Below are 21,300 nucleotides of genomic sequence, written 5' to 3' on the forward strand. Positions count from 1 at the left end.
CCTGCCCGCCGGACAGAAGCGGGACACCCCGGCCGGGAGCTGATCGGCCGGAAACGGCTGTTCGGGGGCCGAAAGAGGCCCGAAGGACACCTGAATGAGGCCCCGAGACGGCGGCGACCGGGCCGCGACGGGACCGGCGGGGGGAGGGCCGGGGGAACCCGACCGCGGCGGCGACCGGTCGAGGCCGATGCGCGAAGATGGACCGGTGACCGAACCCCGCACCCCCCGCCTGATCGCCACCGACCTGGACGGCACCCTGCTCTGCACCGGCGGTACCGTCACCGAACGCACCGCCGCGGCCCTCGCGGCGGCCGAGGCGGCCGGGATGCGGGTGGTGTTCGTCACGGGGCGCCCGCCGCGCTGGATGCAGCAGGTCAGCTCGCACATCGGCGGGCACGGGGTGGCGATCTGCTCGAACGGCAGCGCGGTCGTGGACGTGCGGCGCGGTGAGCTGCTGGAGTCCTTCCCGCTGCCGGAGGAGACCGCGCTGGCCGTGGTCGAGGTCCTGCGGGCCAAGCTGCCCGGCACCGCGTTCGCCTTCGAGTACCCGGCCGGCTTCGCCCGCGAGCCCGGGTACGAGGTGCCGATGTGGGGCGAGGAGGTGGACCACCCGGTCGGCCCGGCGGAGGAGCTGCTCGGAGCGGGCGGCCCGGTGCGCGGCCTGTTCAAGCTGCTCGCCAAGCACCCGGACCTGGACCCGGACAAGCTGCTGGACGAGGCCCGGGAGGCCGCCGGGCACCTGGCCGAGATCACCCGCTCCGCGCCGATCCCGCTGCTGGAGATCAGCGCGGCCGGCGTCACCAAGGCCAGCACGCTGGCCCGCTGGTGCGCGGAGCACGGGATCGACCGCGCCGAGGTGGTGGCCTTCGGCGACATGCCGAACGACCTGGAGATGCTGGCCTGGGCCGGCACCGCGTACGCCGTCGCCAACGCGCACCCGCAGGTGCTCGCGGCGGTGCCGCTGCACACCGTGAGCAACGAGCAGGACGGCGTCGCGGCGGTCCTCGAGGAACTCCTCGGACTCTCCCGGACGAAGGGCTCGTTGACGTAGTCCGGGGTGCGCCGGTCGTGCGGACGGCCGACCGTCAGCGGCCATCGGGGCGTCTCAACGGCACGGCGCGCTCGGGCAGTTCGCGTGCGGGCTGCTTGGCGAGCAGCACGACGAAGCGGCGGAAGGCGTTCTGGCAGGTGGCGTACCGCTCGTAGGCGCGGCTGGAGCGCACTTCGGGGAGGCCGCGGGAGCCGGGGACGACCCAGATCCAGCCGATGCCGTCACGGACGTGGGTGATGCGCGCGGTGAGTCCGGCGGCGCCGGCGCGCAGGCCGTCGAAGCCCCGTTCGGCCTCGCCGGCGGTCTCGAAGGCGGCCGGGGTGACGGCGACCACGCGCCCGTTGGGCGCCTTGAGTTGCCAGCGGTAGCGCCCGTCCGGGCCCCGCTCGGTGCGAAATCCCCCGCGGACTGCTCCTGTTGCGGCGTGACCGCGGCCCGACGCGTCCACTGTTCTCCCGTCCGGTTCCTCTCCGAGACGGGAGCAACGATATGTGTGCACACGGACCGGCCGGAAGGGGCGAGGGCGGACAACTTCCGTTATTGGTCGGGAAGTTCTCCCCCGTTCAGCTTTCACCGGGCCGACGGGGCGGTGCCGCCCCGGCTGCCGGCGGCGATCACCGGCCGACCGGCTCCAGCAGCCCGTCCGCCTCCCGCTCCCGCCGCCACATCGCGTGCAGCCGCCCGTCCTCGTCCGCGAGCAGCTCCGACCACCGGCCGCGCTCGGCGACCCGGCCGCCGTCCAGGACGAGCACTTCGTCGACCGTCCCGTCGTCGAGCCCGGCGAGCCGGTGGGTGATCAGGACGGTGGTGCGGCCCTCGGTGGCGGCGAGCAGGTCGGCGGTGAGCGCGTCGGCGGTGGGCAGGTCGAGGTGTTCGGCGGGCTCGTCGAGGACGAGCACGGGGAAGTCGGCGAGCAGCGCCCGGGCGAGCGCGAGCCGCTGCCGCTGGCCGCCGGAGAGGCGGGCGCCGTGCTCGCCGACCATGGTGTCGAGGCCGGCGGGCAGGGCGTCCGTCCAGTCGAGCAGCCGGGCGGCGGCCAGGGCCGCGCGCAGCTCGTCCTCGCTCGCGCCCGGCCGGGCGAGGCGCAGGTTCTCCCGGAGCGAGCTGTCGAAGACGTGGGCGTCCTGCGCGCAGAGGCCGATCACCCGGCGGACGTCGTCCCCGGCGAGCGCCCGACTGTCCACAGCCTGTGGACAGCCGGTGGCGAGGGTGACGCTGCCCGCGCTCGGCTCCAGGAAGCGCAGCAGCGCCTGGGCGAGCGTGGTCTTGCCGGAGCCGGACGGGCCGACGACGGCGATCCGGCGCCCGGGGGTGAGGTCGAGGTCGACCCCGGCGACGGCGTCCACCGCCTGGCCGGGGTGCCGGGCGGCCAGCCCGCGCACGGCGATCGGCAGCGGCTGCTCGGGCAGCGGCGCCGGCTCCGTGGGCTCCACGACCGGGGCCTCGGCCTCCAGCACCTCCTCCAGCCGCGCCCGCGCGGCCCGGCTGCGCTGCCGGGCCTGGACGGCGAGCGGCATGCCGGTGACGGCCTCGAAGGCGGCCAGCGGGGTGAGCACGACGACGGCCAGGCAGACCGGCGCCAGCGCTCCGCCGCGCACGCCCTGGAGGCCGACGGCCGCGGCGGCGGTCACGGTCAGCCCGGTGAGCAGCGCGATCAGCCCGGTGCCGAGCGCGGCGGTGGCGGCCGAGCGGGCGGCCAGCCGCGTCAGCGCGGCGTCGGCGGCGCGGACGGCGGCCAGCCGGCCGGGCAGGGCGCCGGCCACGGTGAGCTCGGCGGTGCCGGTGAAGGCGTCGACGACGGCGGTGGACAGCCGCCCGCGCGCCGGGGCCTGCCGCCGCTCGGCGCCGGCCGACCAGCGGGCGGACAGCGTGGGCACCAGCGCGCCCGCGAGCAGCAGCCCGAGGCCGAGCACCACGCCGGCGGCCGGCAGGAAGGCGCCCATCGCGACGGCCGCGGCCAGCGAGACCACGCCCGCGACGGCGGCGGGCAGCCGCCAGCGCAGGTAGTGGTCCTGGATCGCGTCGACGTCGGCGACCAGCCGGGAGAGCAGGTCGCCGCGCCGGAACGCGGGCAGGCCGGCCGGGGCGAGCGCGGTGAGCCGCCGGTACACGGTGGCCCGCAGGGTGCCGAGGGAGCGCAGCACCGCGTCGTGCGAGACCAGCCGCTCGGCGTACCGGAAGACGCTGCGGCCGATGCCGAACGCCCGGACGGAGGTGACGGCCATCATCAGGTAGAGGACGGGCGGCATCTCGGAGGCGTACGAGATGAGGTAGCCGGAGGTGGCCATCAGGGCGACGGCACAGCCGAGGGCGAGCGCACCGAGCAGGATCGACAGCGTCAGCCGGGGCGCCGTGGCTCCGGCCACGGGCTCGTCGTCCACCACGGTGACGGCCGTGGGCCGTCCGCTGTGCGCCGGCCGCTCGACCGCACCGGCGACCGGGACGGCGGGCCCCGCCAGGCGGACCCGCTCGTCGGCGACGGCCAGGAGCGCGGGTCGGTGCGCGACGACCAGCACGGTGCGGGCCGGGTCCTCGGCGAGCGCGCGGACGGCGTCGACGACGGCCGCCTCGGAGGCGCCGTCCAGGTTGGCGGTCGGCTCGTCGAGGAGCACCAGCGGACGGTCGTCGGCGAGCAGCACCCGGGCGAGCGCGAGCCGCTGCCGCTGCCCGGCGGAGAGCCCGGCGCCGTCCTCCCCGAGCGGCGCGTCCAGGCGGGTGACGAAGTCGAGCGCGTGGGCGGAGCGCAGCGCCGTCCACAGTTCCTCGTCGGTGGCCTCGGGCCGGTGGAGCCGCAGGTTCTCGGCGACCGTCCCGGCGAACAGGTGCGGGTGCTGTGGCACCCAGGCGATCTGGCGCCGCCAGGTCTTCGGGTCCAGCTCGGCCAGGTCGTGCGTCCGCCCGTCGGCGGCGGTGATCCGGACGGTGCCGGCGTCCGGAGCGGTGAGGCCGAGCAGGACGGCGAGCAGGGTGGACTTGCCGGCGCCGCTCGGGCCGGTGAGGGCCACGGTGGCGCCCGGACGCAGCGTCAGCGCGGCGCCGTCCAGCGCGGGCTCCGTCCGGCCGGGGTGCCGGACGACCAGGCCCTCGGCGCGGACGACCGCCCCGGCGAGCGCGGGCGCGGGCGTCGTGCCCGTGGCGGGCAGCGGGGTCTCCAGCACCCGGAAGAGCTCGTCCGCGGCCGTCAGCCCCTCCGCGCTGGAGTGGTAGAGCGCGCCGACCTGGCGGATCGGGGCGTACACCTCGGGCGCGAGGATCAGGACCAGCAGTCCGGTCTCCAGGTCGAGCGTGCCGTCCACCAGCCGGAAGCCGATGGAGACCGCGACCAGCGCGACCGACAGGGTGGAGAGCAGTTCCAGCGCGAACGAGGAGACGAACGCGATCCGCAGGGTGCGCAGGGTGGCCCGGCGGTAGTCGGCGGTGATCCGGGCGATGGTCGCGGCCTGTGCCCGGGCCCGGTTGAACACCTTGAGGGTGGGCAGACCGGCCACCACGTCGAGGAAGTGGTGGGAGAGCCGGGCGAGGGTGTCCCACTGCCGGTCCATCCGGGACTGCGTGGCCATCCCGATCAGCACCATGAACAGCGGGATCAGCGGCAGCGTCCCGGCGATGATCGCGGCCGAGGCGAGGTCGGCGCCGGCGATCCGCAGCAGCACGATCACCGGGACGGCCACGGCGAGCGCCAACTGCGGCAGGTACCGGGCGAAGTAGTCGTCGAGGGCGTCGATGCCGCGGGTGGCGAGGGTGGCCAGTTCGCCGGTGCGCCGGCCCGCCAGGTAGGACGGGCCGAGCGCGGTGGCGTGGTCGAGCAGCCGGCGCCGCAGGGTGGACTTCACCCGGGCGACGGACCGGTGCGCGGTGAGTTCGGTGAGCCAGCCGACCAGCCCGCGCCCGACGGCCGTCAGGGCGAGCAGCACCAGCGGGGTGGTGAGCTCGCCGAGGGTCGCCTGCCGCTGGAAGCCGCGGACGACGATCTCGGCGACCAGGCTCGACTGGGCGACCACCAGGCCCGCGCCCGCCGCGCCGAGGAGCACGGACCCGGCGAGGAAGGCGCGGGTGGTGCGGGCGTACCCGAGGAGTCGGGGGTCGACCGGACGCATGTCAGTGACCGGCCGGGATGTGCTGGACGCCGATGCGCTTGCGGAACACCCAGTACGTCCAGCCCTGGTAGAGCAGCACGAGCGGGGTGAACACGGCCGCGACGACGGTCATCAGCTTGAGCGTGTACGGCGAGGAGGCGGCATTGGTCACCGTCAGGCTCCAGCCGTCGTTCAGCGTGGACGGCATGACGTTCGGGAACAGCGCCAGGAAGAGCATGGCGACCGCGGCCACGACGGTCGCCCCGGAGAGGACGAACGCCCAGCCCTCGCGGCCTAGTTGGTTGGCCACCAGGGCGCCGGCCAGGGCCAGCACGGCGACCACCAGCGCGGCCAGGCTCCGGCCGTTGCCGCTGTGGCCCTGGGTCCAGACCAGGAAGACCAGCGCGAGCACCGCCGTCACCACGCCGGCCCGCAGGGCCGCGGTCCGCGCCCGCTCGCGGATCCCGCCGACCGTCTTGAGCGCGGCGAACACCGCGCCGTGGAAGGTGAACAGGCTGAGCGTCACCAGGCCGCCGAGCAGCGCGTACGGGTTGAGCAGGTCCCAGAAGCCGCCGACGTAGTTCTTGTGCGCGTCGATGTCGACGCCGCGCACGATGTCGGCGAAGACCACGCCCCACAGGAAGGCCGGGATCAGCGAGGTCCAGAAGATGGCCTCCTCCCAGTTCCGCTGCCAGCGCGGCTCGGGCCGCTTGGCCCGGTACTCGAAGGCGACGCCGCGCACGATCAGGCAGACCAGGATGACCAGCAGCGGGATGTAGAAGCCGCTGAACAGGGTCGCGTACCAGTCGGGGAAGGCCGCGAAGGTGGCGCCGCCCGCGGTCAGCAGCCAGACCTCGTTGCCGTCCCAGACCGGGCCGATGGTGTTGATCAGCACCCGCCGCTCGGCGGTGTCGCGGGCGAGCGGCTTGGTGAGGATGCCGATCCCGAAGTCGAAGCCCTCCAGGAAGAAGTAGCCGATCCACAGGACCGCGATCAGGACGAACCAGACGTCGTGGAGTTGCATGTCAGATCCCAGGTGGTCCTCGGTAGGCCTCGGTGGGCCTCGGTAGGCGGAGGAGCAGGCCTCAGTAGGCCTCAGTAGGCGAAGGCGAGCGGCTTGTCGGCGTCGTCGCCCGTGGACGGCCCGCGCAGTGACGGGTCTACGGCGGGGGGCTGCTCGGTCACCACGGGGCCGGCCTTGGCGTACTTGACCAGCAGTCGGACCTCGACGACGGCGAGGACCGCGTACAGCAGGGTGAAGGTGGTGAGCGCCCCGATCTGGGTGCCGGTGCTCACGTTGGGGGAGACCGCGCTCGCCGTGGTCATCAGGCCGAAGACGGCCCAGGGCTGGCGGCCCATCTCGGTGAAGATCCAGCCGAAGCTGTTGGCGATCAGCGGGAAACCCATGGTCAGGATGCCGATCCGCCAGCTCCATGCGGTGAGGGAGGGGCCGAGCTCGCGCTTCGGGGTGAGCATCAGCCGCGGGACCTCGGTCTCGCCGGTGCGGAACTCGGGGCGCAGGAAGAGCTTCTTCCGGGTGGTCCAGAGGCCGACCACGCCGGCCACGAAGGAGGTCATCCCGAAGCCGATCATGAGGCGGAAGCCCCAGTAGGTGACGAAGATGCTCGGGATGTAGCTCTTCGGGTCGCCGCCGTAGCGGGCCGCCTCGGCCGCGGCGGTGTCGTTGACGCCGGGGACGGAGGAGCTGAAGTCGCTGTGGGCGAGGAAGGACAGGATCCCGGGGACCTCCAGCTCCACCGAGTTGTGGCCCTTGCCGACGTCGCCGACCGCGAAGACCGAGAACGGCGCCGGCGACTGGGTGTCCCACAGGGCCTCGGCGGCGGCCATCTTCATCGGCTGCTGCTCGAACATGACCTTGGCGAGCGAGTCGCCGCTGAGCGCGGTGCCCAGGCCGAAGACGACGGCGAGCACCAGGCCGAGCCGCAGCGAGGTGCGCATCGCGGCGGTCTTCTTCGGGTCGGCCGTCTCCGGCCTGCGCTTGGCCTTCCACAGGTGGAAGGAGGCGATGCCGACGATGAAGGCCGCGCCGGTGAGGAAGGCGGCGGTCAGGGTGTGCGCGACGACGGTGAGCGTGGTGTTCTGGAACAGCACGGCGCCGATGTCGGTGAGCCGCGCCTTGCGGGTGGCCGGGTCGATCGAGTAGCCGACCGGGTGCTGCATCCAGGAGTTGGCGGCCAGGATGAAGTAGGCGGAGAGCACGGTGCCCAGCGCGACCATCCAGATGCAGGCGCAGTGCAGCTTCTTCGGCAGCTTGTCCCAGCCGAAGATCCACAGGCCGATGAAGGTGGACTCGAAGAAGAAGGCGATCAGCGCCTCCATCGCGAGCGGGGCGCCAAAGATGTCGCCGACGAACCGGGAGTAGTCGGACCAGTTCATGCCGAACTGGAACTCCTGGACGATGCCGGTGACCACGCCCATCGCGATGTTGATCAGGAAGAGCTTCCCCCAGAACTTGGTGGCGTGGAAGTACTTCTCCTTGTTCGTCCGCACCCAGGCGGTCTCCAGCCCGGCCACGACGGCGGCCAGGCTGATGGTGAGCGGCACGAAGAGGAAGTGGTAGACGGTGGTGATGCCGAATTGCCACCGCGCGATGGTTTCGTGAGCGATTGCCAGTTCCACGTCGCCCTCTCTCCGACCAGCCCTTCAGGGCACGTTCCGGACAAACTTCCCTATTGCCGTAGACCACTGCCTACCCACGCAAGCTTGTCCGCTTGTGAACGTGAACACGTTCACAAGGAGAGTATCCATCATCCTTACGAGCGATCCGCAGCCGGGGTGGGGGTTGACGTGCGACAAGGTGCCGACAGTCTGCGGAGCCGCCTACGACGACGACAACGAACGGGCCGGGCACATCCGGAGATGGTCTTGGACAGCCCGGCGCTTGACAGGCGGAGCCCACACCGCTGCGTGGGCTCCGCCGATGCGAGTCCCTAGGCGGAGATCCGCCGGCGCACCGTCTGCCTGATCTCCTCCGGCAGCGCCTCGGCCGCCAACAGGCCCGGCAGCAACGCCGGTTCGAGCGTCACCGCGCGGAACGACCGTGCCACGGTCACGTCGTGGTCCGGGCGGTGGACGATCTCCACCCCGTCCCCGGCACACAGCTCGCCCGGCTCGATCACCCGCAGGTACGCGCCCGGGAGTGCCGCCTGCGTGAAGCGGCGGATCCAGCCGTCGCGCTCCAGCCAGCCCTGGAAGGTGCCGCACGGCACACGCGCGCAGGACACCTCCAGCACCACGTCCGGGCCGATCCGCCAGCGCTCGCCGATCAGCGCGCCGTTCACGTCCAGACCGAGGGTGGTCAGGTTCTCGCCGAAGAAACCGTTGCCGAGCGGGCGCCCCAGCTCGGCCTCCCAGCCGTCCAGGTCCTCCCGGGCGTAGGCGTACACCGCCTGGTCGTCGCCGCCGTGGTGCTTCACGTCGAACACCCGGTCCCCCGCGAGCCCGACCGCGCCAGTCCCCTTCGGCCCCGGCGCGGCCACCGCCACCGGCCCGTCCACCGGACGCTTGTCGATGCCCGTCTCGCCGACACCCCGCTTCCACGGATTCGGGCGGGGCCTGCCGACGTTCACCGAGAGCACCTGTGCGGAAGTGTCCATACCTCCGACGGTACGGCGGCCGGAAATCCGGGGCGAGCGAATTACCCGCCCGTCGACGCCACTTCCGGTCGGCGCCCTCAGCTCTTCGGCCGGCGTTCTCCGGTGACGTCGGGGCCGATCACGAACCCCTTGGCAGGACCCTCGGGGATCACGGCCTCCTGGCCGTAGGGGACCCGGGTGGAGGACGCGTACGCGCGGCGACCGGCGTCCGGACCGGTGAGGATGGTCACGGCGCCGCCGTCGTCGTAGTCGTCGATGATCACGTACACCGGGATGCCCGCGGCGGCGTACGCACGGTGCTTGAGGACGTGGTCGCGCTTGCGGGCCTCGGCGCCGGGCGAGACGGTCTCGACCACGAGCGGAATCCCGGATGCCAGCAGCCCCAGGCCTTCGGGGTGTTCGATCTCGTCGGTGTCGTCTGGCGCGACGAAGACATCCGGAATGAGCACCTTGAGACCGGCGATCACGTTGCCATCCTGCGCCGGTGCGAATCCGGTGCCTCGCAGGTACTCGTACAGGGCTTGGCCCAGGCGACGATTGATGGTGAAGTGCCGGGTCCCGCCGGTGGGTGACAACGTGATCGTCCCCTCGATGATCTCCGCTCGGAAGCCCTCGGGCACATCCATGGACTTCCACGCCTGCCACAGCTGCTGGTCCAGGTTCACGACGGTCTCCTCGGCGGCGAGCGCGCTCATCAAGACACCCCTTTTCCCGTCCAGTGTGATCAACCCGTGCGAGCTCGCACAAGCAACGGCAGCACGATCGCATGCGGCGGCGGCGCTGATCGTGTGAACGGACAGGGTTCACCCGATCAGGGGGTTTGGGCGCCGAGAACGGTTGGAGACTCAGCGAACCAGGTCACCATTCGCGGGTAGTTCGACCCGGAACGTGGCGCCGGCGCCGGGTGCGGTTTCCAGGGTGAGGGTCCCGCCGTGCGCGCGGGTGAGGGCGGTGGCGATGGCGAGGCCGAGTCCGGCGCCGCCGCCGTCGTGGCGGCTGCGGGAGGCGTCGACCCGGTAGAAGCGGTCGAAGACCTGCACGGCCTGCTCCTCGGTGAGGCCGGGGCCGGCGTCGGCGACCTCCAGCAGGCAGACGCCGTCGGGGCCGCCGCCGACCCCTATCCGGACCGGGGTGCCGGGCGGGGTGTGCTTGACCGCGTTGCCGACCAGGTTGGTGACCACCTGGCGGAGCCTGGCCTCGTCGCCGAGGACGGGGGCCGCGCCGGGGGCGCCGTTGCCGGCCGGGCCGGTGAGCGCGACCGGCCGGGTGGGGTCGAGGGCGGTGAGGTCGTGCAGGGCGTCGGCGGCGAGGGTGCGCAGGTCCATCGGCGCGAGGTCGAGCGGGCGTTCCTCGTCGAGCCGGGCCAGTACCAGCAGGTCCTCGACGAGGGCGCCCATCCGGACGGCCTCGCTCTCGATCCGGGTCATGGTCCGGCGGACGTCCTCGTCGGTGGGCAGCGCGCCCATCCGGTACAGCTCGGCGAAGCCACGGATGCCGGCCAGCGGGGTGCGCAGCTCGTGCGAGGCGTCGGCGACGAACCGCCGCATCCGGGCCTCGGACTCGGCGCGTGCGGCGAACGCGGCCTCGATCTGGGTGAGCATGCCGTTGAGCGCGATGGAGAGCCGCCCGACCTCGGTGCGCGGGGAGAGTTCGGGCATCCGGTGGGAGAGCTCGCCGGACGCGATCCGGGCGGCGCCGGCCTCGATGCGGCGCAGCGGGCGCAGCCCGGTGCGGACGGCGAAGAAGCCGAGGGCGGCGATCAGTACCAGGACGGCGCCGCCGATGGCCAGGAAGGAGGTGCGGAGCTTGCCGACGGTCGCGTCGATGTCCTCGCGGGAGACGGCCACCATCAGGTAGGTCGGGGTGGCCAGGGGCGAGGCGTAGGCGCTGGGGCCGGTGGCGGGGGTCCTGGACGGCTGGAGCGGCAGGACGAGAACCCGCCAGGTGCGGTGGCCGCGCTGGTCGGGCAGGTCGAAGGGGACGTCGGGGGCGGTGGCGGCCGGGTTGAGGCCGGCGAGTTGGGGGGCCGGGTCGCTGTCGGAGACGGGCTGGCGCAGGACGGCCTGCACCTTGCCGTCGGTGGAGAGGTACTGCACGAGGTACTGGCTGGGCAGCATGGACTGCCGCCGGCCGCCGACGGCGGGCCGTGCGGCGTCGGGCGGGCTGAGCCTGCCCGGGGCCCGGTGCGACAGTGGTTGCCCGAAGCGCTGGAGCTGTTCGTCGAGCTGGCCCACCAGCTGGACCCGGACGGTGCCGAGCACGATGGTGTCGCTGACCACGAGTCCCGTGGTGACGAGGGCGAGCGCGAGCACGAGCAGCCGTACGCGCAGTGACATCCGGGAGGTGAACCGCGTGAGCACGGAGGCCGGTCAGCCCTGCGGGGGCCGGCGCAGGGCGTAGCCGATGCCGCGCACGGTGTGGATCAGCTTGGGGCCGTGAACGGGGCCGGAGTCGAGCTTGCGGCGCAGGTAGGAGATGTAGGACTCGACGATGGAGAGGTCGCCGCCGAAGTCGTAGGCCCAGACGTGGTCGAGGATCTGCGTCTTGGAGACGACCCGGCCGACGTTGGCCATCAGGTAGTGCAGCAGCTTGAACTCGGTCGGGGAGAGCGAGACCGGGACGCCGCCGCGGGTGACCTCGTGGGCCACGGGGTCGAGGCTCAGGTCGGCGACGACCAGCCGGCCGTCCTCGGCGGGGCCGCCGGCCCGTCGGAGGATGGCGCGGATCCGGGCGATCAGCTCTTCGAGGCTGAACGGCTTGGTGACGTAGTCGTCCGCGCCCGCGGCGAGGCCCTGGACCTTGTCGCCGACGCCGTCCTTGGCGGTGAGGAAGAGCACCGGGAGGTGGTCGCCGGGTTGGCCGTGGGCGGGGCCGGCGATCTGGCCGCGGCTGGTCCGGTCGCGCAGCTTCTGGACGACGGTGAAGCCGTCGAGGTCGGGGAGCATCACGTCGAGCACGACGAGGTCGGGGCGTTCGGCGGCGATCAGTTCGAGGGCTTCGGTGCCGGTGGCGGCTGAGGCCACCCGGAAGCCGGAGAAGCGCAGCGAGGCGGAGAGCAGCTCGCGGATGTTGGGTTCGTCGTCGACGACGAGGAGGAAGGCCTCGCCCGGGCCGCCGGCCACCGCGGAGCCGCCTGGTGTGGTCACAGTGCCTTGCACGGGGGTTTCGCCTCCCGGTCGGACGATGGCGTTCAGCATGAGGCTAGCCCGCGGAGGCTATGCGGCATGGATGAATGTTGGATTAACACCTTAACGGTCGGTTTTGCCGCGGCCGGCCCGCGGGGCTGGGCTTGGGTGGTGTGCGCACGGGGGCGGGAGGTCCCGTGCGACAAGTCGGGGCCGCCCGCAGCCGCCACCACCGCGGACGGCCCCGGGAGCACGCCCGTCAGCCGGCGCGGTTGACCTGAACCACGGCATGGCGACCGCTGGTGCGCCATGCCTCGCCCGTCCCGTCGAGGGCGGCGACGGTGGCCGCGTCGATGCCGACGATCACGTCCGACTTCAGCGTCCGCAGGGCCGCGACCGGAGAAGGGAAGTGAGCAGCCGTCTCGCCGAAGGAGGTGGTGGGCGGCCAGAGCCGGTCGCCCACGAGGCGGCGGTAGTTGAGATCGCCCTTGAGGATCGTCATGGCCACCCCGGCGAGTTCCGACCGCAGGTCGGCGGGCATGTCGTGAAACGACAGCGGCGCGCAGAAGAACTCGTGCGTACGGACCGACAGATCACCTTGGTTCATCGCCTGCCACAGCCGCCGTCCGACCGCCTTCGCGTGACCCGAGGAACTGGCTCGCAGGCGCTCCACCGTGAGGAGGACGTCGGTCGTGGTCGCGTCCGAGACGTAGTACGGCCGGGGCTTCACGTACAGGACGACCTCCGTCGCCAGCCCGCCGGCCAGGAGGTGGTCGATCAGCACCAGGTCCGGAAGCAGTTCCCGTCCGGCGTTGTCCGCGATCAGAGCGATCCGCCCGCCCGATGCCCGTCGCACCTCGGCCCAGAAGGCCGCGCTGTCGTCGGCGAGCAGATCGGAGGCCGCCAGGTCGCCTCCCGTCGAGGTGATCCGGAAACTGAGGTCCGCCCGGTTGCCCCACAGGGCGGACGACAGCAGCACCTCCGCGCGCTGATCCTCCCGCAGGCCGTCGAGCTTGTTCAGAGCCGCCAACTCGTCGTCGACCGCCGCCCCGGCCAACTCGGCGTTCTTGAACGGCGCGAACGGGTCGACGCCCTGCCATGCACCGGGCCCGAAGTATCCGATGGCGTCCAGCAGCCTGCGGTAGAAGTAGCTCTCCGCCCACAGGAACGGCACCTCACCCCAGGTCCGGCCCCACAGTCCCTCTCCCCAGGCCAACCACTGGGCATGGTCGTGGGCGCTCTCCGCCGGCGGTTCGAGGACACCGGTGATGCTCTCCGCAAGGAGCCGCTCCACCTCTGCTCGCTGTGCCGGGCCGTACGGCAGCGCGTCGAGAACCTGCCGGACGAGTTCCGGGTGGCGCTCGTGGAACACGCCCCAGGCGAAGGACCCGGGGACATCGCTACGGATCACGGGTGCGGTTGGCACGTGGGGACTCGTCTCTCTTGTCATCGGTGGATGGCTGGGCCACTGGTGGCCTCCACTGAACCAACGAGACCGCCGAGCCGCTCGGAATCATGATGTCTGCCGATGGCGATCTCAGGCCGTCGTCGGAGTTCGTCGCCGCACTCGACAACAACCGCCGACCACGAGCCGAGGTCGCAGCCTGGTCTTGAGCGGGACAGCACTCTCCCCGCCTCTCGATTCCAGGGACTTCGCTGTACTACCACTGGGTCGGCGACGCCGTGTACCGGCAGGTACGGGATACGGCCGACTGCGCCAAGGCCCCGTGAGCGTCCGGAGCACATGATCCCGACCGGCGGCCCCTTGCGGGAGGCAAGGGGCCGCCGGAACAACTCGCCGGCACCTACGCCCTCGCGGCGAGTTGCGGCCCCTCGCGCGTGCGAGCGCGACTTGGCCGCAGGGGTGCCAGGTGGGTCCGCAGAGTGCCGCCCTTGCATAGGACGTCGGCTTGGCCGACTTCCTGTGCTGCGGGGGCTCCGCAGGCTTCGAACTGCTGACACAACATCCGGAGGTCAGGCGCGGGTGCAGACATGGGTGGTCTTGCTGCTGCCTGCGGTGTGGACGATGCGCAGGGTGGCGCCGTCGTAGTCGACGGCCAGGTTCTCCTTGCTGCTGCCGATGGAGCCGGGCGGGGTCCAGGGCAGGGTGAGCTGGATGGTCGCGCCGACGGTGGCCGGGACGTTGAGGGCCTCGGGGGCGCGTTCGTGGACCAGCTTGCTCGGGCCCTCGAAGATGTCGAGCGAGAGGTGGCCGCCGCGTAGCAGGAAGCCACCGTGCCAGGTGGCGTCCTTGCCGCTCTTGCCGTCCCAGGCGATGGACCAGCCGCCGTTGCCGCCGCCGTCGGTCTGGACCGTGACCTTGCCCTGGACGGTCTCCCCATGGGAGGTGGTCGACTGGATGGTCCAACTGCCGCGCACGAAAGCGTCGAAGACGCGGTCCGCCACGGTGGGCTTCCCGGCCCCGGAAGGCGCGGAGGGCACCGAGGGGGCAGAGGAACCGGGGGCCTGTCCGGTCGCTGTCGGGCCACCGTTGGAAGGCGCGGACCCGTCGCCGTCAGCCGCCGTCCCGTCATGACCGCCACCGCTGGAACAGGCCGCGACGAGCGAGGCCCCGACGCCGAGCGCGAGGTAGCGCAGGGCGTTACGGCGGCCTATGACGCGTGCAGCGGTGTTGAAATGACCAATGCTCACATGCTCCCCCGAGGACGTGCTGTTAACGGGCGGAGTCTAGGGCGCCGACGAAGAGGATCAACTGCTTATCGGCCGAAGGACGCCTCGCCTGCGGACAAGTCGGCCTGTACGCAAGGTTCTGTCGCCTGCCACCCACCTTTGCCGGCGGCCCCTTGCGGGAGGCAAGGGGCCGCCGGAACGATTCGCTACGCGTTGGCGGTGAGGTGGTCGAACTCGCCCGCCTTCGCGGCCCTGGAGGAAGGTCGCGAATTTGACGGGCGTGGTGCGGACGATGACGTCGCCCTCGTCGGACTCGCGGAGTTCGATCACCCCATCGACGGCACGCACCTCAACGCATTCGGAGTTCGCACCGGAGTAACTGGACTTCTGCCACGTGGGGCTGCGCATGGTTGCCACGACCTATCTGCAAGGGTGTTGGAGATGGACGGGAGAGCCACATCTACCGGCGGCCCCTTGCGAGCAGCAAGGGGCCGCCGGAACGATTCGCTACGCGTTGGCGGTGAGGTGGTCGAACTCGCGTGCCTTCGCGCCCTGGAGGAAGGTCGCGAACTTGATGGGCGTGGTGCGGACGATGATGTCGCCCTCGTCGGACTCGCGCAGTTCGACCAGACCGTTGACCGCGCGGACTTCGACGCACTCGTTGTTCGCGGCACTGAAGCTGGACTTCTGCCAGTCGGGCTCAGGCATAGGTGGCTTTCACTTCTTTCACGATGGATCGGATGAAGTCTCGCGATCCATCTTCGGAGAGCGCGGTCGAGTCCAGGCGCGAGAAGATGGCTCGATGCTTGGCGAGGTCTGCCGGGGAGTCGAAGAAGAGCGCACCCTGGGACACGTCCATCTGGATGGTGTCCAGCTCAGGGACAAGTCCTTCGGCAAAGGTCAGATTTTCACCGGCGCCCGGAAACGTATCGACGGCGAACGGCACGACTCTCACGGAGATACCCGGCCGCTCGGAGTCTTCGAGGAGAGCTCCAAGCTGATCCGCAAGCACCTTGGGGCCGCCGAACTGCATCCGCAACGCAGCCTCGTGGATGAACGCCTGCATGGATGTCTTGCCGCTGCGGACGATCTCCTGCCTTCTGATGCGGAAGGAAGTCCTGACCTCGACATCTTCTACGGGCAGGGGCGGAAAGACCCGAGCGAACACAGCAGATGCATAGGCGTCGGTCTGGAGTAGTCCCGGCATGTAGGTGGTCGTGCAGATGGCGAGCCGAGTTGCGTGGCCTTCAAGCTCCGCCACCTCAAGAAAGTCTGTTGTCAGACTTCCGCGATACTCCTCCCACCAGCCCTTTCTCCGATCCGAAGCCATGTCGGCGAGCGCGTCGATCAGAGGCTGGTTGACACAGTTACAGGCCGAGGCAACCATGCGGAGGCGTTCCGGGCTGACGCCGATCTTCGCGGTCTCCATCTGCGTCATCTGACCAGGACTGATCCCGAGCCTGTTGGCGAGCTGGCTGCCGCCAAGTCCGGCCTGCTCTCGCAATCTCCGCAGCTCGGATCCGAGCCGACGTTGGCGGAGGGTCGGGTTGGCTCGAACGGCCATGGCGTCCTCTCTGCTGGTGATGAGGCCAGTCTGCCGCGCTGGTGGGACGCGGGTCCATCTGGACCGTTGACGGTCCCGTCCACGGTAGAGGGAACTTTCCAACCGGCGCCTAAAATTTCGAGCCCTATGCGCTATCGTCATTGCCAGATCGATCCGACGGATCGTCAGTAATGCCTGCTTCCAGGGCAGTGGGCGCCTGCTGCCCGGGCACCGAAGAGCAGCCACGCGCGGCATCAGCCAGCCGCGGCTTGGTCTGGCTCACGGCGACGTATCCGCCGCCATCCGTCTCTCCCCCTTCTCTCCCCCTCTCCACACCGATGCCTCATGGAGGTTCCCGTGTGCACCCTTAACTCGCCCTCGCTCGCCCTCGCCCGGCAGTCGCTCCGGGACGGGCTCACCCGTGCCGGGTGGGACGCCGAGACCATCCTGAACGCCGAACTCGCCCTCGCCGAACTGGTCGTCAACGCCTGGCGGCACGGTGCCACGGCCTCGCCGGTCGTCTTCTACTCGCTCCTCGGCTGCACGCTCCGCGTCTCCGTCTCGGACGAGAGCGACGCCCTCCCCGAGCAGCGGGCCCCCGCCGACCTCGCCGAGACCGGCCGGGGCCTCCAACTCGTCCAGGGCCTCACCCACCGTTGGGGCGTCGACCCGCAGAAGCGCGGCAAGAGCGTCTGGTACGAGCTGGACTTCGCCGCGTGACCCGCCGGCCCGTCGCGCCCGACGACCCCAGCCTGCGCGACTACACCGAGCCCCAGATCACCGCCCTCCTGGGCGAGTTGCGCAAGCGCGGCCGCCCCTACGGCCTCCTCTGGGGCTCCGTGTCCGCCACCGACACCACCATCGACGGCCGCATCCTCGTCGACTTCGGCAACGCGCCCGTCAGCACTCTGCTCAACCTCCTCCACCTCCTCCGTGACGCCGAGAGGAACGAGGCGTGGGACCGGTGAACTTCTTCGTCGGCGCCGCCCTCGTCACGCTCCTCGCGCTGGCGATCGCCACCGTGGCCCTCGGTGTCGTCGCGACCCTCAAGATGCCGCGCCCCGACGACTGCGACCAGCAGCACTGAGCGCACACGCGAAGGCCCTCGCCCACCTGGGCGAGGGCCTCGCGGCGGCGTCAGCCGTTGGCGGAGTTCCGGTTACCACCGCCGAATGCGGTTGCCACACCCTCGACGAGCTGGTTGGCGGTGTAGCCGCCGTTGGCGTCCGGGGTGCCGACGACGGTGACGCTCTGGCCGGGCTGGAGATCGGTGACCTTGCCCTCCTTGTTGAGCTGCACCTTCGTCGCATCGCCGGTGGTCACCTTGACGGTGTTGCCGTTGGCGTCGGTCAGGTACACCGTCGTGCCGTCGACGGCCTTGACCGTGCCCCGGGTGAATCCGGGCTGTCCGCCCTGGCCTTGTCCGCCCTGGCCCTGACCGCCACCCTGCCCACGACGCGAGCCGTTCTGCCCGTACCCGCCGGCACCGCCGGCGCCCTGCCCGTACCCGCCGCCCGCAGCTCCCGGACGCTGCTGCCCGCCGGAGGCCGCCGCTCGCGGCGAGCCACTCGGACCGTGGTTCTGCTGGTACCAGACCCCGCCCGCGAACGCGCTCGTGCCGATCACGCCGGCGGCCAGCGCAAGGGACAGCCAGGGCAGCGGACGGCGCGGCGGCGCGGCCAGCTCGGCGGCGATGTCCCGGGCGTCCGGCGGCGTGGCGAGGAGGGCGACCTGTTCGGCCGGGGTGCTGTTCTGGTCGGTCATGATGTCTCGTCCTACTCGTGCCGGAGGGCGTCGATCGGGCGCAGCGAGGCGGCCCGGTTGGCTGGGTAGCTGCCGAAGAACAGCCCGATGGCGACGGCGATGCCGAACGCGCCGAGCACCGACTCGGGGATCACCACCGGCCTGATGCCGACGATGCTGAAGTGCGAGCCGGCGATCCCGACCGCCACCCCCAGCCCGGCCCCGATCACCGACAGCAGCGTCGACTCGGTCAGGAACTGCCCGAGGATCACCGCGCGCGGGGCGCCGAGCGCCTTGCGGATGCCGATCTCGCGCGTCCGCTCGGTCACCGTCACCAGCATGATGTTGGTGATCCCGATGCCCCCGACGAGGAGCGAGATCGCCGCCACCGCGCCGAGCAGCACGGTGAAGGTCTTCGTCGTGCTCTCCCGGGCGGTGAGCAGCGAGGCCTGGTTGGTGATCCGGAAGTCGGCCTTCGTCGGGTCGGCGATCGCGTGGGTGCCGAGCAGCACCCGGGTGATCTCGGTCTGGGCTTCACCGGTCGTGTCCGCCGAGGCGGCCTGCACCACGATCTGGTTGACCGGGCCGAAGCCGGTGAAGGCGTTCTGCACGGTGGGCAGCGGGGCGACCAGGACGTCGTCCGGGTCGGTGAAGCCGCTGCCGCCCTTGGCCTGGAGCACGCCGACCACGGTGAAGGGCGTGCCGCCGACGGTGATCTTCTTCCCCACCGGGTCCTCGGTGTCGAACAGCTGCTTGGCGGTGGTGGCGCCCAGCACCGCGACCTTGCGCGAGCCGAGCACGTCGTCGTCGGTGAAGTACTCGCCGTGCGCCACCTTCTGGTTGGCGGTCTCGAAGTACGCGGGGTAGGTGCCGACGATCGAGCCGGGGCTGTACGAGACGTTCCCGTACAGCGCGGTGCCGGTCGTGGTGACGACGGGCGCGACCGACTTGATCGCGCCGGAGTCGGCGTCGGTGGCCAGCGCCTTGGCGTCGGCCACCGTCAGCTTCTTCACCGAGGAGGCGCCGCGCGCCCCGCCATTCGCCGAACCCGAGCTGACGGTGAGCGCGTTGGTGCCGAGCGAGGTGATCGACTCCTTCACCGCGACCGACGAACCGTTGCCGACGGCGAGCAGCAGGATCACCGAGGCGACGCCGATCAGCACCCCGAGCATGGTGAGCGCCGAGCGCACCTTGTTGGCGGCCAGTCCGCCGGCCGCGAAGCGGAGCATCTGCCAGACGATCACGCGGGCACCCCCGCCTCGGCCTGGTCCAGCAACGGCGGCGGCCCGTCCACCGGCGCCTGCCGGACGTCGCTCACGATCTGGCCGTCGACCAGCCGGAGCACGCGCTTGGCGTGCCGCGCGACCTCGTCCTCGTGGGTGATCAGGACGACGGTGCGGCCGGTGGCGTTGAGCCGGTCGATGATGGCGAGGACGTCCTCCGTGGAACGGCTGTCGAGGTTGCCGGTCGGCTCGTCGGCGAGCAGCATCGCGGGCGCGGTGACCAGTGCCCGGGCCACCGCGACGCGCTGCTGCTGGCCGCCGGAGAGCTCGTTGGGCCGGTGCCCGGCCCGCTCCGCGAGCCCGACCAGCGAGAGCGCGGCCAGCGCCCGGCGGCGCCGCTCGGCGGCCCGCACGCCCGCGTAGGCGAGCGGCAGTTCGACCTGGGCTAGGGCGGTCGTGCGGGGGACGAGGTTGAAGGACTGGAAGATGAAGCCGATCTTGCGGTTGCGGACGAGGGAGAGCTGCCGCTCGTCGAGGTGGCCGACGTCGGTGCCGTCCAGCAGGTAGCGGCCGGCGGTGGGGACGTCGAGGCAGCCCAGGATGTTCATCAGGGTGGACTTGCCGGAGCCGGAGCTGCCCATCACCGCGACGTAGTCGCCCTGGTGGACGTCCAGGTCGACGCCGAGCGGCGCGCCGGTGGCCGGGTCGGCCGGGCCGCGCAGCGCGTGCACGGTGGCGTCGCCGTGGCCGTAGGACTTGGTGAGCCGGCGGATCCGGATGACGGGCGGGGGATCGGCCGGCACCCGCTTGTCGATGACGTGACGCATGCTCAGCCCCTACCGCCGCCGCGGCCGGAGCCACCCTGGCCGCCGCTGCCGCCCGGGATCCCGACGGAGCCGCGACCGCCCTGGCCGCCACCGCCCAGGCCCGGGAAGGAGGCGTTCGGGAAGCCGTTCCCGCCGCTGGTGGTGGGGAGTGCGACCTTGTCGCCCTCCTTCAGGCCGGCGAGCACCTGCACGGTGCTGTCGCCCTCGACGCCGACGCCGACGCTGACCCGCTCGGTGGAGCCGTCCGGCTGGACGAGGGTCGCGGTGCGGCTGGCGCCGGTGCCGGAGAGGGCGGAGGTGGGCAGCGAGAGCGCGTTGTCGGCCTCGCCGGTGACCACCGAGACGGTCGCGCTGAGGCCGGTGCGCAGGTGGCTGGTGTCGCCGCTGATCTGCAGCGTCGCCGCGTACTGGACGGCCGTCGACCCGGCGCTGCCGCCGCTGCTGCTGGGCAGCGAACTGACCGACAGGACGGTCGCGTTGAGCTTGGTGTCGGACTGCGCGTTCAGCGTCACGGTGGCCGCCTCGCCCTTCTTGAGCTTGAGCGAGTCCAGCTCGGAGAAGTTGGCGGTGACCTGCATCCCGGTGGGGTTGGTGAGCACGATGAAGCCGTTCGGCGTGCCCGAACTCGTACTCGTCGCGGTCGACTTGGCCGACCCGGAGGCACTGCCGGAGCTCGTGCCGACGGTGTCGCCGACCTTCGCGGAGACGGCCGCGACGGTGCCGTCCACGGAGGCGGTGAGGGTCGTGCCGGCCAGCGCCGCCTGGGCGTTGGCGAGGTTGGTCTGCGCGGTGGCGACCTGCTGCTGGGCCTGGGCGACGGCCGCGTCGTCGACCTTGGTGGTGGTGATGGTGGTGGTCTGCGGAGCGGGCGTACTGCTCCCGCCCGCTCCGCGCTCCCCGGTGCCCCCGGTGCCGCCGGGAAGCGGCTCGGTGGTCGTGGTGGTGACGCCCGCCTGGGCCTTGGCCAGGTTGGCGTTGGCCGTGGTGAGCGCCGCCTGGGCGGCGTCCACCTGCTGCTGGGCCGCGGTGGTGTCGACGGTGGCCAGCACCTGGCCCTTCTTCACGGCGTCCCCGACCGCGACCTTGACCGCGGTCAGCCGACCGCCGGTGGTGAAATCCTGCGCGGCATCGGTCGGCGACACCAGAGTGCCGGTTCCGGACACGGTGGCCAGGACCGTTCCCTTGGCCACGGTCGCGGTCCGGCTCTGGGGGCGCCCGGCGGCGGCGCTGGTGCCGCCGTTCAGGGTGGTGTACACCAGGGCGGCACCGCCCAGCAGTGCCACGCCCAGTGCGGAGTTGACGAGGACGGCACCGCGCCGTCGCGGAAGGACCTTCATGCCCGACAGCTTCGCCGGGCGCTCTTGCGGAGCCCTGGGCGCCGACTGGGAGAAGACTGACCGGCCCTATCCGGACATTCCGGACGCATCGCCCCGTTCGCGCAGGCCACTTGGCCGCAGCCTGGGC

General features: G+C 71.8%; 21 protein-coding genes. 4 read left to right on the top strand and 17 right to left on the bottom strand.

What is annotated here, in order from left to right; translation table 11 throughout:
- Nucleotides 1-187: 187 nt before the first annotated feature.
- On the top strand, nt 188-1,051 hold the full coding sequence (locus F7Q99_RS12605) for an HAD family hydrolase (RefSeq protein WP_230210201.1): 864 nt from the start codon (nt 188-190) through the stop codon (nt 1,049-1,051).
- A gap of 34 nt (nt 1,052-1,085) precedes the next feature.
- On the opposite strand, the gene F7Q99_RS12610 is transcribed toward F7Q99_RS12605, so the two are convergent.
- The 13 genes from F7Q99_RS12610 to F7Q99_RS12670 all read right to left on the bottom strand — a co-directional run bounded on the left by F7Q99_RS12610 (nt 1,086) and on the right by F7Q99_RS12670 (nt 16,064).
- Complete coding sequence (locus tag F7Q99_RS12610; RefSeq protein WP_153461308.1) at nt 1,086-1,385, bottom strand: hypothetical protein; 300 nt, start codon at nt 1,383-1,385, stop codon at nt 1,086-1,088.
- A 280-nt stretch (nt 1,386-1,665) separates the two neighbouring features.
- Nucleotides 1,666-5,148, bottom strand: a complete 3,483-nt coding sequence (gene cydD, locus F7Q99_RS12615; RefSeq protein WP_153461309.1) for a thiol reductant ABC exporter subunit CydD — start codon at nt 5,146-5,148, stop codon at nt 1,666-1,668.
- A 1-nt stretch (nt 5,149) separates the two neighbouring features.
- Entirely contained in the window at nt 5,150-6,151 is a 1,002-nt protein-coding gene (gene cydB, locus F7Q99_RS12620; protein WP_153461310.1) for a cytochrome d ubiquinol oxidase subunit II, read from the bottom strand.
- A 71-nt stretch (nt 6,152-6,222) separates the two neighbouring features.
- Nucleotides 6,223-7,767 (bottom strand): cytochrome ubiquinol oxidase subunit I, encoded by a 1,545-nt coding sequence (locus F7Q99_RS12625; protein WP_326846588.1) that lies wholly within the window; start codon nt 7,765-7,767, stop codon nt 6,223-6,225.
- Between the two features lie 311 nt (nt 7,768-8,078).
- On the bottom strand, nt 8,079-8,744 hold the full coding sequence (locus tag F7Q99_RS12630; protein ID WP_153461311.1) for an MOSC domain-containing protein: 666 nt from the start codon (nt 8,742-8,744) through the stop codon (nt 8,079-8,081).
- 77 nt (nt 8,745-8,821) lie between these two features.
- A complete protein-coding gene (locus F7Q99_RS12635) occupies nt 8,822-9,439 on the bottom strand; it encodes a Uma2 family endonuclease (RefSeq protein WP_153461312.1) in 618 nt (205 codons plus the stop codon).
- Nucleotides 9,440-9,589: 150 nt separating this feature from the next.
- Nucleotides 9,590-11,080, bottom strand: coding sequence for a HAMP domain-containing sensor histidine kinase (locus F7Q99_RS12640; protein ID WP_153461313.1), 1,491 nt, complete (start codon nt 11,078-11,080; stop codon nt 9,590-9,592).
- 33 nt (nt 11,081-11,113) lie between these two features.
- Nucleotides 11,114-11,941, bottom strand: coding sequence for a response regulator transcription factor (locus tag F7Q99_RS12645; RefSeq protein WP_230210202.1), 828 nt, complete (start codon nt 11,939-11,941; stop codon nt 11,114-11,116).
- A 187-nt stretch (nt 11,942-12,128) separates the two neighbouring features.
- Complete coding sequence (locus F7Q99_RS12650) at nt 12,129-13,280, bottom strand: damage-control phosphatase ARMT1 family protein (RefSeq protein WP_326846590.1); 1,152 nt, start codon at nt 13,278-13,280, stop codon at nt 12,129-12,131.
- Between the two features lie 563 nt (nt 13,281-13,843).
- The gene (locus tag F7Q99_RS12655; protein WP_153461315.1) at nt 13,844-14,275 is read right to left on the bottom strand and encodes a hypothetical protein; all 432 of its coding nucleotides are present in this window, start codon (nt 14,273-14,275) and stop codon (nt 13,844-13,846) included.
- Nucleotides 14,276-14,578: 303 nt separating this feature from the next.
- Nucleotides 14,579-14,908, bottom strand: a complete 330-nt coding sequence (locus F7Q99_RS41085; protein ID WP_230210203.1) for a DUF397 domain-containing protein — start codon at nt 14,906-14,908, stop codon at nt 14,579-14,581.
- 99 nt (nt 14,909-15,007) lie between these two features.
- Nucleotides 15,008-15,208, bottom strand: coding sequence for a DUF397 domain-containing protein (locus F7Q99_RS12665; protein ID WP_153461316.1), 201 nt, complete (start codon nt 15,206-15,208; stop codon nt 15,008-15,010).
- Nucleotides 15,201-16,064 (bottom strand): helix-turn-helix domain-containing protein, encoded by an 864-nt coding sequence (locus tag F7Q99_RS12670; protein WP_195911050.1) that lies wholly within the window; start codon nt 16,062-16,064, stop codon nt 15,201-15,203. The genes F7Q99_RS12665 and F7Q99_RS12670 overlap by 8 nt, the downstream gene beginning before the upstream one ends.
- Nucleotides 16,065-16,400: 336 nt before the next feature.
- On the opposite strand from F7Q99_RS12670, the gene F7Q99_RS12675 reads away from it, so the two are divergent.
- From F7Q99_RS12675 to F7Q99_RS42540, 3 genes are read left to right on the top strand one after another with little or no spacing between them, the layout of a single operon-like run.
- Nucleotides 16,401-16,763: an ATP-binding protein gene (locus F7Q99_RS12675; protein WP_195911051.1), complete on the top strand. Its 363-nt coding sequence runs from the start codon at nt 16,401-16,403 to the stop codon at nt 16,761-16,763.
- Nucleotides 16,760-17,011 (top strand): hypothetical protein, encoded by a 252-nt coding sequence (locus tag F7Q99_RS12680; protein WP_153461319.1) that lies wholly within the window; start codon nt 16,760-16,762, stop codon nt 17,009-17,011. The genes F7Q99_RS12675 and F7Q99_RS12680 overlap by 4 nt, the downstream gene beginning before the upstream one ends.
- Entirely contained in the window at nt 16,999-17,130 is a 132-nt protein-coding gene (locus tag F7Q99_RS42540; RefSeq protein WP_268267543.1) for a hypothetical protein, read from the top strand. The genes F7Q99_RS12680 and F7Q99_RS42540 overlap by 13 nt, the downstream gene beginning before the upstream one ends.
- 50 nt (nt 17,131-17,180) lie before the next feature.
- On the opposite strand, the gene F7Q99_RS12685 is transcribed toward F7Q99_RS42540, so the two are convergent.
- The 4 genes from F7Q99_RS12685 to F7Q99_RS12700 are packed head-to-tail and all read right to left on the bottom strand — an operon-like array spanning nt 17,181 to nt 21,173.
- Nucleotides 17,181-17,807 carry a DUF5666 domain-containing protein gene (locus tag F7Q99_RS12685; RefSeq protein WP_153461320.1) on the bottom strand — a complete coding sequence of 209 codons (627 nt, stop codon included), beginning with the start codon at nt 17,805-17,807 and terminating at the stop codon, nt 17,181-17,183.
- Nucleotides 17,808-17,818: 11 nt separating this feature from the next.
- Complete coding sequence (locus tag F7Q99_RS12690; protein ID WP_326846591.1) at nt 17,819-19,030, bottom strand: ABC transporter permease; 1,212 nt, start codon at nt 19,028-19,030, stop codon at nt 17,819-17,821.
- The gene (locus F7Q99_RS12695; RefSeq protein ID WP_153461321.1) at nt 19,027-19,836 is read right to left on the bottom strand and encodes an ABC transporter ATP-binding protein; all 810 of its coding nucleotides are present in this window, start codon (nt 19,834-19,836) and stop codon (nt 19,027-19,029) included. The genes F7Q99_RS12690 and F7Q99_RS12695 overlap by 4 nt, the downstream gene beginning before the upstream one ends.
- Before the next feature lie 2 nt (nt 19,837-19,838).
- Entirely contained in the window at nt 19,839-21,173 is a 1,335-nt protein-coding gene (locus F7Q99_RS12700) for an efflux RND transporter periplasmic adaptor subunit (RefSeq protein WP_153461322.1), read from the bottom strand.
- Nucleotides 21,174-21,300: the final 127 nt, after the last annotated feature.

The sequence above is a fragment of the Streptomyces kaniharaensis genome (genome assembly GCF_009569385.1).
GTDB lineage: Bacteria > Actinomycetota > Actinomycetes > Streptomycetales > Streptomycetaceae > Kitasatospora > Kitasatospora kaniharaensis.

What these genes read in the sequence shown, in the direction of transcription:
- F7Q99_RS12665 (WP_153461316.1), bottom strand. Translation starts at nt 15,208, where the DNA reads ATGCCTGAGCCCGACTGGCAGAAGTCCAGCTTCAGTGCCGCGAACAAC.
- F7Q99_RS12645 (WP_230210202.1), bottom strand. Translation starts at nt 11,941, where the DNA reads ATGCTGAACGCCATCGTCCGACCGGGAGGCGAAACCCCCGTGCAAGGC.
- F7Q99_RS41085 (WP_230210203.1), bottom strand. Translation starts at nt 14,908, where the DNA reads ATGCGCAGCCCCACGTGGCAGAAGTCCAGTTACTCCGGTGCGAACTCC.
- F7Q99_RS12635 (WP_153461312.1), bottom strand. Translation starts at nt 9,439, where the DNA reads ATGAGCGCGCTCGCCGCCGAGGAGACCGTCGTGAACCTGGACCAGCAG.
- F7Q99_RS12605 (WP_230210201.1), top strand. Translation starts at nt 188, where the DNA reads ATGCGCGAAGATGGACCGGTGACCGAACCCCGCACCCCCCGCCTGATC.
- F7Q99_RS12630 (WP_153461311.1), bottom strand. Translation starts at nt 8,744, where the DNA reads ATGGACACTTCCGCACAGGTGCTCTCGGTGAACGTCGGCAGGCCCCGC.
- F7Q99_RS12685 (WP_153461320.1), bottom strand. Translation starts at nt 17,807, where the DNA reads ATGACCGACCAGAACAGCACCCCGGCCGAACAGGTCGCCCTCCTCGCC.
- F7Q99_RS12695 (WP_153461321.1), bottom strand. Translation starts at nt 19,836, where the DNA reads ATGCGTCACGTCATCGACAAGCGGGTGCCGGCCGATCCCCCGCCCGTC.
- cydB (WP_153461310.1), bottom strand. Translation starts at nt 6,151, where the DNA reads ATGCAACTCCACGACGTCTGGTTCGTCCTGATCGCGGTCCTGTGGATC.
- cydD (WP_153461309.1), bottom strand. Translation starts at nt 5,148, where the DNA reads ATGCGTCCGGTCGACCCCCGACTCCTCGGGTACGCCCGCACCACCCGC.
- F7Q99_RS12640 (WP_153461313.1), bottom strand. Translation starts at nt 11,080, where the DNA reads ATGTCACTGCGCGTACGGCTGCTCGTGCTCGCGCTCGCCCTCGTCACC.
- F7Q99_RS12670 (WP_195911050.1), bottom strand. Translation starts at nt 16,064, where the DNA reads ATGGCCGTTCGAGCCAACCCGACCCTCCGCCAACGTCGGCTCGGATCC.
- F7Q99_RS12700 (WP_153461322.1), bottom strand. Translation starts at nt 21,173, where the DNA reads ATGAAGGTCCTTCCGCGACGGCGCGGTGCCGTCCTCGTCAACTCCGCA.